The following is a 13727-nucleotide window of genomic DNA, read 5'->3' as shown; positions in this document are numbered from 1 at the left end:
AATCTTGACGATGCCGCTCCTGATATCGGCCCTGCGACCCATACCGCAAGCCCTGGTGCGTGAGTTCAAATCGCTCGAACTTAGCGGCCCGCGCGCCAGAGACGCAGCAAAACTTGTGATCTCGGTGCTGGTCGCTGTCGCGGCGGCAACCATTCTCAACCTCGATGATCTCTCCTGGGCAGCGTTCAGCGGCTACATGGTGATACGTGGCAGCCTCGCCGAGACATTCCGGCGGGGACTCATGCGCATCGTGGGCACTGTTGGTGGAGCACTGCTGGGACTCCTGCTGGCGCCCAGAACAGCGAATGACCCTTTGCTGTTGATGGTTTTCCTCTTCCTTGTGTCATGGATCGGTACCTTTCAGTCGCTGGCGACCAACTACAGTTACGCATGGCTGTTCTTTGGCCTTACGGCCGGGATGGTAACCACCGAGGCGCTCGCCTCGCCAGACTCTGTCGTGCATTTCGCCGCCACGCGGGTGGCGGAGATTACGGTCGGAACGTGCGTATGCCTTGTGGTTGCAAGCCTGTTCCCGGATACGCCGAGCTGCAAGGAACAACATGCTTACGACATGCCCTGGTGCGGACGCCTGCGTGATGTGTTGAATGAGAGCTGGCTGCGAGAGAATTGGCTGTTGCTCGAGCACTGTACACGCGCGGCGCTGGCCGTCGCCTTGCTTCCCCTCATCTGGCGGTGGTTCAGCATTGAGGAGTTCTCACAAACTGCGGTCACATCGTACGTCATCATGATCGTCCCATCGGCCGCGGTGGGGAACCGCCGATACGCTACGATCTACGAGAGGATAGCCCACAGGGCGCTCGGATGCCTGCTTGGTAGCGCGGTCGCTCTTGTCTCTATTGGCCTGTTCGGCACAGGATTGCTGGTAACCGTGCTCACCCTCGCCGCCGGCGTATGGATTGGCTACCAAATCCAGACAGGACGGGAGATCAACTATCTCGGAACGCAGTTCACGCTCGGGCTTCTCATCACCCTCGTTCAGGGACCAGCTCCGATCACAGATATTACCCCTGGGCTGGAGCGTTTAGTTGGCATCGCGATCGGCTCCGCCATGCTATGTCTGACGACCTTCGTTTGGCCTTTGGTTGAAGACCAGTAGCATCTCCGACGGAGATGCTGATTCATGACGCGCTGCGCCCACACGGGGTTGTGCTTCGGACCAGTTATGCCACAGGTCCGCGCGCCAGCGCCCGGTGCAAGGGTCATGAGGTCGACGCACTCGTCGCATCCTTCGGCAACATTCGGTGGACTCGAATGCTGGTGCAGGTCAGCGGGCCGATCAAGTAATGCTGCGGCGCATGGGTCTGGAACTGGCCCCAGCCTGGCGCCGTCACGCCGGCTGCTCGGCCTTCATCCCGAGCGGTTTTGGCGCCAATCCACCACCGGGCTTGAGGTGAAATTCGTAGGTCATCAGGTGCCATTGCCCGCTTGCCTTGGCGCCGTCGGGCATTGCCGGATCGTTGCGCGGCTCGACCTTGGCGACGAGGTCGTCCTTGACGCCGAACACCACGTCGGAGTCGAGATATTTGTCGCCGTCCATGAAGACGTGGGTGATCAGCGGCTCATAGCCTTTCGCATTGACCAGGAAATGCACATGCGCGGGGCGCATCGGATGACGCTTGGTCTGCATGATCATCTCGCCGACCGGGCCATCGGTCGGGATCGGATAGCTGCACGGCAGGATGGTGCGGAAGAAGAAGCGGCCATCGGCGTCGGTGATGAAACGCGCCCGCGCCGAGGCACCGACCTCGTCGTAGTTCGGTTTCTGTGAATCGTAGAAGCCGTCATCGTCGGCGTGCCAGACGTCGACGGGAACGCCCGCGAGCGGCTTGCCCTTGAGGTCGGTGACGCGGCTCTGCACGAACATCCGTTCGCCGGTCTGATTGTTCGGCGAGATATCGGTACCGTGCGCGGTGACCTTGTGCTCGCCGACATAGAACGGGCCGAGCACCGTGGTCTGGGTGGCGCCCTCGCGATCCCTATGGTTGACCGCGTCGACCAGCATGGAGACCCCGAGCACGTCGGAGAGCAGGATGAACTCCTGCCTTGTGTCGGTGCATTTGTGGCCGGTGCGGGTCAGGAAATCGATGGCGTATTCCCATTCCTCGAAGGTGAGACCGGTCTTGCTCACGTAATCGTGCAGCGACTTCACCAATTCCTGGAGCAGGAATTTAGCCCGCGTATCAGGCGTATTGTCGAAGCTCTTGACGACGGCTTCGGTGAGTTCGGTCTCGTTGAACTGGGTCATGGTGCGTTTGCCCTGAGTTTTCTCGTTGGCCCGGATGGGCTCCTTGGAGGCATTCCAGAGTGCAGCCTACACCAGTCGGCAGGGCCCCGTTAAGCGCAACCGGCTTGGAATGGGGCCGGCATTTCGCTATCAACTTTCCGACAAAACGTCCCGGAGGAACTGATGCTCGCCCCTACCCCCGCCTCGCCCGAATCCATCGGCATGTCCAAGGCTGCGCTCGACCGCGTCGATGCGCATTTGAAGAGCCGCTACATCGATGCCGGCCGCTTTCCGGGCACGCACCTGCTGGTCTACCGCCGCGGCAAGGTCGCCCACAGCTCGGTGCAGGGCTTTGCCGATGTCGAGCGCAAGGTGCCGGTCAAGGACGACACTATCTACCGCATCTATTCCATGACCAAGCCGCTCACCAGCGTCGCCTTCATGATGCTGGTCGAGCAAGGCCTCGTCGCGATCGACGAGCCCGTCGCCAAATACATTCCGGAATGGAAGGATCTCGGCGTGTTCGTCGCCGGCACCGCGCCGGCCTTCCTGACCCGGCCGCCGTCTCGGCCGATGCTGATCGTCGACCTGCTGCGGCACACCGCCGGCCTCACCTACGGCTTCCAGCAGCGCTCCAACGTCGATGCCGCCTATCGCTCCGAGAAGATCGGCGAGGTCGAGAAAGCCGGCACGCTGCAGAGCATGATCGAGGCGCTGGCAAAAATTCCGCTGGAGTTCTCGCCGGGCGAGGCCTGGAACTACTCGGTCGCGACCGACGTGCTGGGCTACCTCGTCGGCAAGATTTCCGGCATGCCGTTCGAGCAGTTTCTGAAAGCGCGCATTCTCGATCCGCTCGGCATGACCGACACCGATTTTCACGTGCCGGCCGGCAAGGCGCACCGCTTCGCGGCCTGCTACTCCGCCGATCCCGGTGGCGGGATGACCTTCCATGCCGGCCAGCGCCGCGAGGGCCTGACGCTCCAGGACGATCCGACCAAGAGCTCGTTCCTGTCGCCGCCCTCGTTCATCTCGGGCGGCGGCGGACTATGCTCGACGGTCGCCGACTATCTCACCTTCTGCCGCGCGCTGCTCAATGGCGGCGAGCTGGGCGGCGTCCGCCTGCTCGGGCCGAAGACGCTGGCGCTGATGACGAGCAACCACATTCCGGGCGGACGCGCGCTGCCGGAGGTATCGCGTTCGCTGTTCTCGGAAGCCACCTATAACGGCATCGGCTTCGGCCTCGGCTTCGCCGTGACCATGCGCCCGGCGGAGACGCTGATCGCCGGCAGCCCGGGCGAATATAATTGGGGCGGCGCGGCCACGACTTCGTTCTGGATCGACCCGGCCGAGGAGCTGATCACCATCTTCATGACGCAGGTGCTGCCGTCGAGCGCCTATCCGCTCCGGCGCGAACTGCGCAGCATGGTCTACGCCGCGATCACCGAGAGCAATCTGTAACGCCAATGAAGGGACCCCGCGGCGACCGGACCGCGGGGCCGCTCACTTCAACATCTCCGGCACGATCAGGCGCGGCAGGAACAACGACACTTCGGGCCAGATGATGACGGCTGCCAGCACGAGCAGCATCGGTATCAGCATGATCACCGTATCCTTCAAGGCGTATCGCAGCCGCACACCGGCGATCGAACAGGCAATCATCAGGCACAGACCGTACGGTGGCGTCACCAGTCCGAAGGCCAGCGAGACGATCGAAATGATCGCAAACTGCACCGGGTGCAGATCGACGGACCTGGCCAGCGGCTCGAGCACGGTGCCAACGATGACGATCGCCGGGATGGCATCGAGAAAACAGCCGACGACCAGAAAGCAGAAGGCAATGAAGAAACCCGCGGTGATCGTGCCCATGCCCCAGGTCGAGACATTGGCCAAAAGCTCCTGCGGAATCTTGTAGTAGGCCAACAACCAGCCGAACGCGCTCGCGGTACCCACGCAGAACAGCGCGACGCCGGCGAGGCGCCCGGTGTCGAGCAATGCCCTGTACAGTTCGCGCGCACCGGTCTCGCGATAGAAGAACGCCGACAACGCCACGGAATAGAGCACCGCAACGCAGGCGGATTCGGTCGCGGTGAACCATCCAAGCAGGATGCCGCCGACGATGATGAACGGCGTCATCAGCGCCGGTATCGACCGCCAGATCGCGCAGCGCATGTCCCGCCAGCTGTCCTTCGGATACGTCGGATAGCCTCGTCGCACGGCGTAGACGTGCACGGTCGCCATCTGGGCGCCGGCAATCAGGAGGCCTGGGACGATGCCGGCCAGATACATCGCGGCGATCGAGGTCGAGATCAGCCCGCCCCACACGATCATCAGGATCGACGGTGGAATGATGACGGCGAGCACCGCGGACACCGCGGTGATGGCGATGGAGAACGAGAGGTCATAGCCCTCCTTGGTCTGGGCGTCGACGAAGATTTTCGACTGGCTCGCCGCGTCCGCTGTCGAGGAGCCGGAAATGCCCGCGAAGAACACCGAGAGCACAACGTTGATCTGCGCCAGCGATCCCGGCCAGTGTCCGACCATCGAGCGCGACAGCGCGACCAGCCGGTCGGTGATGCCGCCGATGCTCATCAGGTTGGCGGTGAGCAGGAAGAACGGCACTGCCAGCAGGATGAATGAATTGTAGGCGTTGAAGGTTTCCTGCGCGAGCGTCATCATCGAGAGGTGAGGCTCGATCAAAAGAATCGGCACGCAGGCAAGGCCAAGTGCGAAGGCAACCGGCACGCGGACGATCAGCAGGCCGACGAAAACCCCGAACAAGATCATCGCCGCCTGTCCGGCGGACAGAACATTCCCGCTCATGGCTTTACCCCAACCAGAATGCGCACTTCGTCGAGAATCTGCTCGCCCGCAAACACGATCCACGTCACGCCAGCCACCGGCCAGGCGACATGGATCAGCCAGAGCGGCAGATCAGCCAACTCCGACGTCCTGTTCCAGGCGAACCGCGTGAATTCGAGACCGGCCCACGCAAACACGAATGCCAGCGCCAGCACGCCGAGACGGGCGAGGATTCGTACCAGAGCCTCCGACCGCCGCGACAGATCAGGCCAGACGTCAACCTCGAAGTGCTGGGCCTCCCGGATGCCGACCATGGCGCCGATCATGATGGTCCAGACGAACAGGAAGCGCGCCATCTCCTCCGTCCAGATGTAGGAGGGAATGAGCGGGGTGTAACGCGATATGATCTGCAGCGTCACCGGGACGACGAGAATGCCGACACAGGCCGCCAGCAAGAATTCGAGCAATTTCGCATAGGCCGCCGTCGCTCGACGCCATAGCGACGGGTTCGCCGCAACAGGTATTTCGGTCATTGGAGCTCCGCAGGCGACAATCATCACCAAAGGGGCAAGCCGTCAGGCTTGCCCCGATACTCTGTCGGTAGACATGAAGAGGTCAGGCGACGTTGATCTTCTCGAAGATGCCCTCGGCGCCGATTTCCTTGGCGTAGGTGGCCATCACGGGGTCGGCGAGCTTCTTCATGGCGTCGCGCTCCTCGAACGGAACGCGCTTGAGCTTGCCGGCCTTCTCAAGCGTGTCGAGCTTGATCACCTCTTCGCTCGACTCCAGTTGACGGCCATAGTCGCCGGCTTCCTTGCCGGCCTTCATGATCGCGTCCTGCAAATCCTTGGGCAATGTCTTCAGCGTCTTCACCGAGAAGCAGATCGGCCGGATCGACACGGCGTGCTGGGTCAAATTGAGATGCGGGGCTACTTCGTAGAACTTCATCGCCTCAACACCGGCGGCTTCGTTTTCGCCGGCCGATATCACACCGTTCTGGATCGCGTTGTAGATTTCGTTATAGGCGATCACCGTCGGGCTCATGCCGACTGCCGCAAAGGTCTTCGACCAGATCGGCGCGCCCTGCACGCGAACCTTGAGGCCCTTGAGATCGGCGATATTCTTGAGCGGCTTATTGGCGAAGATGTTGCGGATGCCACCGCCGGAATAACCGATCAGAACGACCTCGGCTTTCGCCGCGACTTCGTCGGCGATCGGCGCCAGGATATTGGCTTCGACGACCTTGTTCATGTGATCGATGCCCTTGAACACGAAGGGCGCATCGATGAACGGAGCTGCCTTGGCGAAGGTCGACATGTGGGCCGGCGAGACGATACCGTAATCGACCGCTTTGCCCTGCGACATGTACTCGAAATACTGCTTCTCGAGGCCGAGCGAGGAGTTCTTGTGCAGGGTGAAGTTGACGGGCTTGCCATAGTACTTCTTCACCAGCTCTTCGAACCGGATCAGTGCCCGGTTGAAGGCGTGGTCGTCGTTGAACTGGACCGCGCCGTTCAGCGTGATCGGTGCTTGCGCCCTGAGGATCGACGGCATGCCAATCGTGGCCGCCGCAGTGGTCGCACCGACACCAGCGAGAAATGATCTTCGCTTCATCGTCTCCCCTCCCTGTGATGCTCCGCCCCTGTAACCGGGGCGTGAGCGCAGCCGGTATACGGCCGGCGTTCGGGAAGGGTATGAAAAACTACGGCGGGACGGAAGCCAATTCGCGTGCCCTGAAGGTACTCTTCGTCGCAGGGCCATTCCTGCGCGACCTGTTGCACTGCAACTACTGGCGCGCGGCAGGCCGTATGGGCGGCCTCCCGCTCTCGCTGGGACGGAAGACTTGCGGACCTGCGCGCTGCACGCACAGGTCCGCCCGTCTTCCGCTGTAGACCTAGTGCATATGGCCGATCAGATAAATGCCACCGCCGATCACCAGAACGGCGGGCACGGCCCACAAAATCAGAACTGGCATTGGTGTCATCCTCCTCAGTTGGACGTGCAGACCTTGACGGTCTTCATGCCGCTTTCGGCCTCGGTGCGCGACTTGTAGATCGTGCCCGACGGGCTGACGACTGTCATGGATGTCTCGGTCGGCTTCTTGTCGACGACCGTGCACTTCTTCGTCTTGACGTCCTGCACGACGTAGAACTCGTCGGCCGCGAACGCCGGCAGGGAAAATGCAGCAATCATCAAGGCTGCAGTCGCAATCTTCACCTTCATTTTCTCTCTCCTCCAGTTGCCGGGCATTTCAGTCCGGTCGATCCTCCAACGGGAATAAGTCGCAATTTGTTCCTAGCCTCGAGGGAACGGTGCCCGCGGTGGGATGTTGGTGCAGCGCTTATTCCTGTGAGGAGAACAAGATGAAGAAGCTGTTCCTGCTATCCGCCGCGGCCGTCCTGATTTCGACCGGCGCTTTCGCGCAATCCACCGTGGTGACCACCACCGGAACCGGTCACGCGGCAACGGTTCAGATCGAGCCGCAATACCGGACCAGGATCAAATCCTACGTCACCGAGCACCGCGTCCGTCCGGTCACGACGCGGGAAAAGATCATCGTCGGCGCGACGGTGCCGAGCGATGTCGAGCTCGAGGCCGTTCCGGCGGACTGGGGTCCGTCGCTGACGAAGTATCGCTACGTCTACTCCGGCGAACGCGTGATGCTGGTGGATCCCGGCTCGCGCACGGTTGTTCAGGAAATCGATTGATCGGGATTGGACCAGCGCGGCCGCCCTCCAGGGTGGTCGCTTCCCCCTGGAGCTCACGATGAGATCTCACCAAGAGGCCCGGATCGCCGGGCTCAGTCTGGCAGCTGTCTATGCGATGTGTCTCCTGCTGACGGCGATCGGCATGACCTGACGCGACGCCCGCGACCGCGCTGCAAAATCCCGCTCTGACGTGCCCGCCGGCCGCGAAAATCGTGGCGCGGTGCAAGTCTCGCCCGTATGGTCTCCCCAAAATCATAATCCGGCGCCGCTGCGCTGGAACCGGGACGCCCGCGTTTGTCAAAGCTCACTCTGCCGGTCCGGCTCGCTCTTCTGGTCACGGGAACGATGTTGCCGCTGATCGTCTTTGCGGTCGGTATTGCCTATTCCAACTACCGCCAGGACCGCAGCGACGCGACAAGACGCGTGCTGGAGACGGTGCGAAGCATGCGCCTCGTGCTCGATTCCGAAGTGCAGCGGATGACCGGCGGCTTGCAGGTGCTGGCGCTCAGCAACGCCCTGCAAAGCGGCGACTTCGACGACTTCCGCCGGCTGGCAACCGGGTTCATCAGCCAATATGGCGAGGACAGCGTCCTGCTGGTGGCGGATGGGAGCGGGCACCAGCTGTTTTCGACCGTCACGCGTGAAACGACCAACCTGCCGCCCCGCAACAATCGCGAGATCGTCGAGCGGGTGTTTGCGAGCAAGTCGCCGCAATATTCCGACCTGTTCACCGGCTCGACCAAGAAACGGCCGATCGTGACCGTCGAAGTTCCCGTGCTGCGCAACGATGAGGTCGTCTACGCGCTCTCCTTCAGCCCGCCGATCGCGACATTCCAGAAACTGGTCGAGCAGCAGCGGCCGAACGATCAATGGACGGTGTCGCTGCTGGACACCAAGGGTCGCGTGTTCGCGCGCGCGCCCAATCCGGCCGAGACGTTCGGCAAGCAGGCCTCCGGCGCGCTGAACGATGCGATGGCCCGGACGCCGGAGGCGACGCTCTCCAGCGTTTCGCTCGACGGCGTCGCGCTGTCCTCCGCCTTTACGAGGTCGCGGCTGACCGGCTGGACGGTCGTGGCCGGTGTCGCCGAGAGCTCGCTGATCGCCCCGCTCTGGCGCGACATTGCGATCACCAGCCTGATCGGCGGCATCCTGCTGCTGACCGGCCTGACCTTCGCGGTGCGGATGGCGACCACGATCGCGCGCGGCGAGATGCTGCACAATCTGCTGATCGACGAGCTCAACCATCGCGTCAAGAACACGCTGGCCTTGATGCAGGCGATCGCGGTGCAGACCTTCCGAAGTTCAAGCCGGGACGAGCGGACCAAGTTCGAGGGACGGCTCGGTGCGCTCGCCGAGGCGCATAATCTCCTGAGCCAGGAGAAATGGGTGGGCTCGGAGCTGAGGGATGTGATCGCGCGCGTACTCCAGCCGTTCCTGCTGAGCAATCCCGATCGCATCCGCATGGCCGGCCCCGCCGTGCCGCTGTCGCCGCGGCTCGCCGTGGTGCTGTCGATGATCGTGCACGAGATCGCCACCAACGCCGCGAAATACGGCGCGCTGTCGAACGAGACCGGCCGGGTCACGCTGGACTGGGAGGTCATCGCCGACACGCCGAAGCCCCGGCTGCGGCTGATCTGGAGCGAGATCGGCGGACCGCCGGTGACGGAGCCGGTGCAGCGCGGTTTCGGCTCGCGCCTGATCGAGCGCAGCGCGCGCGACCAGCTTGGCGGCGAGGCGACCGTCGACTTCCTGCCGCGCGGCGTCGTCTGCACGGTGACGTGTGTGCTGGACGAGGCGCGGTGAACGGATTGAAGGAGCATCGGCGATGAAGATCATCAAGTTGCGCACGCACATCCTCGAAACAAAGCTCTCGCAGCCCTTCGCCTATTCGCGCGCCTGGTACGACACGCGCACGGCGATGCTGGTCGAGATCGAAACGAATGACGGCCTGACCGGCTGGGGCGAATGCTACGGGCAGGCGCGGATGACGGCGGCGGTGGTGCAGAGCATCGCGCCGTGGCTGATCGGCGAGGACCCGCGGCGCACCGACGTGCTGTGGCAGACGGTCTACGCCCGCTTGCGTGATCACGGCCAGAAGGGCGTCGTGATCCAGGGCCTGAGCGGCATCGACATCGCGTTGTGGGACATCAAGGGCAAGCATTTCGGCGTGCCCGCGCATCAGCTTCTCGGCGGCGCGGCGCGCAAGGAGATAGCGGCCTATGCGACCGGGCTCTACCGGCGCAAATCAGGCGATCCGCTCAAATACCTGCCGGAAGAAGCGGCCGGTTATGCCGCGGAGGGTTTTCGCGCCGTGAAGCTGAAGGTCGGCTTCGGCATCGCCGAGGATGCCGCGGTCACGCGTGCGGTGCGCGAGGCGATCGGCCCCGATGTCGCGCTGATGGTCGATGCGAACCACGCCTATGACGCAGTGGCGGCGATCCGGCTCGGCCGCATGATCGAACGCTACGACATCGGTTGGTTCGAGGAGCCGGTGCCGCCGGAGGACGTCGCGGGCTATCGCGCGGTGCGATCCGCGCTGACGATTCCCATCGCCGGCGGCGAGTGCGAGTTCACGCGCTTCGGCTTCCGCGACCTGTTCGCATCGCATGCGCTGGACATCGCCCAGCCCGACACCTGCGCGGCAGGAGGCCTCTCCGAATGCAAGAAGATCGCCGACATGAGCGAGGCATTCGGCATCCGCTACAATCCGCATGTCTGGGGCACCGGGATCGCGATCGCGGCTTCGCTGCAGCTTCTCGCCGTGCTGCCGTCACACACCCCGACCTCGCTTGCGCCGATCGAGCCGATGCTGGAATTCGACCGCACCGAACATCCGATCCGACAGGCGATCCTGAAGGAGCCGATCGAGCACGCGAAGGGTATCGTGCGTGTTCCCGACGGTCCTGGTCTCGGCATCGAGATCGACCGCGAGGCGCTCGCGCGCTTCGCGGTGAGCTCCTCGGCAGCGTAGCGGAAGATCACGAGAGTCCGGGGGCACCTTTGGGGCCAGCCTTTATCGCGGTCTGGATGGCATACGCGCCCGGTCCATACAAGGCGATGAGAGCAAGAGCGCCGAGCAGGCCGAGGTTCTTCAGGAAGTTGATGGTCTGCATCACGACCTGCGCCTCCGGCACGGCCCAGAAATTGTGAAACATCAGCGTCGCGGCGATGGTGAACGGGAACAGGACCGCGGCCGCCTGACGCGAGAACAGGCCGAGCAGCAGGGCCATGCCGCCTCCGAGCTCAACCGCGATCGCGCCTGCGGCGAGAACGGCGCCCAGCCCGTCCGCGCCTCCCGGAAGCCTGCCTGCGGTTACGGCAAATGCCAGCACCTTTCCGACGCCGCTGTAGAGAAACAGCGGCGCAATCGCGACGCGCGCGAACAGAAGCACCCAGGCATCGGGCAGGCCTGCGGTCTCGGCGGAACGAGTGGATGTCGGCATTTCGGATCTCCTCTGGCGAAGTTTCGTCGGTGAAAGCGGACGGCCAATCGACGTCGACCGCCCCCGTGGATGGATCAACGTGCCCCGTCACTCCGCGGCTGCAACATCGACCCTCGGGAAGCGCTCTGCGGCGGCCAGCCCAAGCGATCCAATCGCCAGCGCGCCGACAATCGACGCACCACCGATTGCCCAGAAGACAGCGTCAGGACCGCCGGTGAGCTGCTGCAGGAGGCCGATGACGTAGGGCCCAAGGATCGCTCCGACCCGGCCGATGCCCAGCTCCATCCCGACGCCGCTGGCACGGAAGCAGGTTTCGTACGAGCCAGCGGTGAAGTTGTTGAGGACGTGCTGCGCGCCGATGATGCAGAACCCTGCAATGGCGACAATGGCGAGATTAACGCCATGGCCGCTGACGAAGACGAGCGCCAGCACGGCGATCCCGCCGCTCAGCCACCACGTCGCGAGATAGCGCGGCGTCAGCGTAAAATTGCGGTCGGCCAGCATCGCCAGCGTAAGACCGCCGATGAAGGACATCGCCTGCATCAGGGCTCCGAAGCCGAACGAGGCGGCAAATGTCTCACCACGCTTCAGCATCACCGTCGGAATCCAGCCGGTGAGACCGAAGATCGCGAACAGGCTGAGGAACGCCGTGATCCAGATGGTCAGCGAGACGCGACGATAGCGTGGGCTGAGCAAGGCGCCGATCGTGCTCTGCGGCGCGCCGCGGGCGACCGACGCGAACGTCGCATTCTGGTAGACGGGTGCCCGTTCCGGCCGCAATCGTGCGAGCAGCGCGCGCAGCTCGGGGATCCGCGACCGGGTGGCCAGGAATTGCGGGCTCTCGGGCAGGATGGCATGGGCCACGAAGGTCAGCGGGATCGACAGCGCCCCGATATAATAGAGGATCTGCCATCCATGTTGCGGCGTCAGGAAAACGCCGACGAGGCCGGCGCAGACGCCGCCGAGTGACCAGCCCAGCGTGACGCCCCAGAGCGAGAACGTATTGCTGACACGCTTGGGCGCGAGCTCGTTGATGAAGGTCGTGCCGAGCGGCAGCAGCACGCCGAGGCCGAGCCCGGTGACGAAGCGAAGCGCGCAGTAGCTCCAGAAATCGCTCGCCAGCACGGCGGTCAGCAACGTGAAGACATTGACGATCCACAAACCCGCAAGCAGCGTACCGCGCCGGCCGAAGCGATCCGCCACACTGCCGTGACCGACCGCGCCGAACAGGAATCCGACGAGACCCGAGCTCACCAGGAATCCCGCCTGGCTTGGTGCGAGCCCCCAGGGCTGCACCACGTAGTGGATGACATAGGCCGGATTGAAGGTGTCATAGCCGTCGAACAGGGTGATGAGCGTAATCAGAATGCCGAATAGCTTGTGGAACGGGCCGACCGAAGCGCCGGACAGTTCCTCATGCACGTCGATTTCGGACGAGATGTTCACGGGGTTCCTCCATTGAAATTGATGAATTGTTCTGCTCTGCGGCAGATTGGATTGATGTCTCGCCGAGCCCGAACAGGCCGCGCGCGTTGTCGCGGCCGATCTTGATGCGGTCGCCTTCGGAGATCGCGGCCGTGTCGAACCAGTCGGCGGCGTGGTCGATGTTCTCGAATGGCCAGTCGGCGGAAAAGAGGATGCGGTCGGCGCCGATCTCTAGCATCGCGTCGATCAACGTCTGGGTACGGAAATTGCCCGACGTGGTGATGTAGAAGTTCTCCCGGAAATAATCGGCGATCTTGCGCCGCGCGGGATAGGCATTCTGCGCCCGCATCCACTTGTTGTGATTGTCGACACGCCACATCGAGTAAGGCAGCCCCTCTCCCATGTGACCGAGGATGATCTGTAACCGCGGATAGGCGTCGAACAGGCCCGAGCCCATCAGGCGCAAGGCATGCACCGCGGTTTCCTGCCCGAACGCCCAGGTCGGGCCCAACAGCCAGCGATGCCCCTCGTAGATCGCCGCGTCCTTCGCAAGCGGATTGCGCGGGTGCAGGTAGAAGGGAATGTCGAGACGTTCGACCTCCGACCAGAACGGCCAGAACTCCTTGCGATCGTAATAGATGGCATGATCGATGCCGGCGAGCTCGCTGAAGCCGTTGACGAGCGCGCCGCGAAAGCGAAGTGCGCCGACACAACGATCGAGCTCGCGAGCCGCCGCCTCCGGATCCTGCATCGGCAGCGCGGCGAGCCCCTGGAAACGGTCGGGCCGCCTTGCAACCTGCTCGGCGAGAAAGTCGTTGGCGCGCCGCGACAGCTCCGTCGCGCGATGACGGTCGGGAATAGCCTGCACGGCCGGCGCATTCAGCGACAGCAGCATCATCTCGATGCCGTGGGCGTCCATCTCGGCGAGCCGGCGGTCATGGATGTCGAGCAACCGCGCCTTCAGCTCGACCCAGTCATCGACGGGAGCGAAGCCCGCGCTGTCCTGGACGGTATCGTCCATCGCGAAGTGCTCCTCGAGCGCAATCTTTCCCTGCATGGCGTCGTTCCTTCGGCTGTGCTTTCGGCGTTGACAAAGCAAAGCATCGG

At 63.4% G+C, this 13727-nt stretch carries 13 protein-coding genes; 5 read left to right on the top strand and 8 right to left on the bottom strand.

Annotated elements, in window-relative coordinates; all coding sequences use genetic code 11:
* Nucleotides 1-10: 10 nt before the first annotated feature.
* Nucleotides 11-1117 (top strand): FUSC family protein, encoded by a 1107-nt coding sequence (locus tag ACKWRH_RS12295; RefSeq protein WP_445220738.1) that lies wholly within the window; start codon nucleotides 11-13, stop codon nucleotides 1115-1117.
* A gap of 231 nt (nucleotides 1118-1348) precedes the next feature.
* On the opposite strand, the gene ACKWRH_RS12290 is transcribed toward ACKWRH_RS12295, so the two are convergent.
* Entirely contained in the window at nucleotides 1349-2266 is a 918-nt protein-coding gene (locus ACKWRH_RS12290) for an intradiol ring-cleavage dioxygenase (protein WP_445220737.1), read from the bottom strand.
* A gap of 162 nt (nucleotides 2267-2428) precedes the next feature.
* On the opposite strand from ACKWRH_RS12290, the gene ACKWRH_RS12285 reads away from it, so the two are divergent.
* Nucleotides 2429-3703, top strand: a complete 1275-nt coding sequence (locus tag ACKWRH_RS12285; RefSeq protein WP_445220736.1) for a serine hydrolase domain-containing protein — start codon at nucleotides 2429-2431, stop codon at nucleotides 3701-3703.
* Nucleotides 3704-3745: 42 nt separating this feature from the next.
* Here the strand turns inward: ACKWRH_RS12285 and ACKWRH_RS12280 are convergent, their stop codons facing one another.
* The 4 genes from ACKWRH_RS12280 to ACKWRH_RS12265 form a co-directional block, all read right to left on the bottom strand.
* Nucleotides 3746-5065, bottom strand: a complete 1320-nt coding sequence (locus ACKWRH_RS12280) for a TRAP transporter large permease (RefSeq protein ID WP_445220735.1) — start codon at nucleotides 5063-5065, stop codon at nucleotides 3746-3748.
* Nucleotides 5062-5577 (bottom strand): TRAP transporter small permease, encoded by a 516-nt coding sequence (locus ACKWRH_RS12275; protein ID WP_445220734.1) that lies wholly within the window; start codon nucleotides 5575-5577, stop codon nucleotides 5062-5064. The genes ACKWRH_RS12280 and ACKWRH_RS12275 overlap by 4 nt, the downstream gene beginning before the upstream one ends.
* A gap of 82 nt (nucleotides 5578-5659) precedes the next feature.
* Nucleotides 5660-6658 carry a TRAP transporter substrate-binding protein gene (locus ACKWRH_RS12270; RefSeq protein ID WP_445220733.1) on the bottom strand — a complete coding sequence of 333 codons (999 nt, stop codon included), beginning with the start codon at nucleotides 6656-6658 and terminating at the stop codon, nucleotides 5660-5662.
* 375 nt (nucleotides 6659-7033) lie between these two features.
* Nucleotides 7034-7267 carry a hypothetical protein gene (locus tag ACKWRH_RS12265; protein ID WP_445220732.1) on the bottom strand — a complete coding sequence of 78 codons (234 nt, stop codon included), beginning with the start codon at nucleotides 7265-7267 and terminating at the stop codon, nucleotides 7034-7036.
* 140 nt (nucleotides 7268-7407) lie between these two features.
* On the opposite strand from ACKWRH_RS12265, the gene ACKWRH_RS12260 reads away from it, so the two are divergent.
* From ACKWRH_RS12260 to ACKWRH_RS12250, 3 genes are all read left to right on the top strand, one after another.
* A complete protein-coding gene (locus ACKWRH_RS12260) occupies nucleotides 7408-7752 on the top strand; it encodes a DUF1236 domain-containing protein (RefSeq protein ID WP_445220731.1) in 345 nt (114 codons plus the stop codon).
* A 345-nt stretch (nucleotides 7753-8097) separates the two neighbouring features.
* The gene (locus tag ACKWRH_RS12255) at nucleotides 8098-9555 is read left to right on the top strand and encodes a sensor histidine kinase (protein WP_445222381.1); all 1458 of its coding nucleotides are present in this window, start codon (nucleotides 8098-8100) and stop codon (nucleotides 9553-9555) included.
* A gap of 22 nt (nucleotides 9556-9577) precedes the next feature.
* Entirely contained in the window at nucleotides 9578-10723 is a 1146-nt protein-coding gene (locus ACKWRH_RS12250; protein ID WP_445220730.1) for a mandelate racemase/muconate lactonizing enzyme family protein, read from the top strand.
* Between the two features lie 7 nt (nucleotides 10724-10730).
* Here the strand turns inward: ACKWRH_RS12250 and ACKWRH_RS12245 are convergent, their stop codons facing one another.
* The 3 genes from ACKWRH_RS12245 to ACKWRH_RS12235 form a co-directional block, all read right to left on the bottom strand.
* A complete protein-coding gene (locus ACKWRH_RS12245) occupies nucleotides 10731-11195 on the bottom strand; it encodes a DoxX family protein (RefSeq protein ID WP_445220729.1) in 465 nt (154 codons plus the stop codon).
* A gap of 87 nt (nucleotides 11196-11282) precedes the next feature.
* Nucleotides 11283-12641, bottom strand: a complete 1359-nt coding sequence (locus ACKWRH_RS12240; RefSeq protein WP_445220728.1) for an MFS transporter — start codon at nucleotides 12639-12641, stop codon at nucleotides 11283-11285.
* Complete coding sequence (locus ACKWRH_RS12235; RefSeq protein ID WP_445220727.1) at nucleotides 12610-13677, bottom strand: amidohydrolase family protein; 1068 nt, start codon at nucleotides 13675-13677, stop codon at nucleotides 12610-12612. Before ACKWRH_RS12235 ends, ACKWRH_RS12240 begins: the two co-directional genes overlap by 32 nt.
* Nucleotides 13678-13727: the final 50 nt, after the last annotated feature.

This window comes from Bradyrhizobium sp. Pa8 (assembly GCF_052588265.1).
Note: the sequence above shows the minus strand (reverse complement) of the source record. Positions and strands in the feature narration are given on the sequence as shown.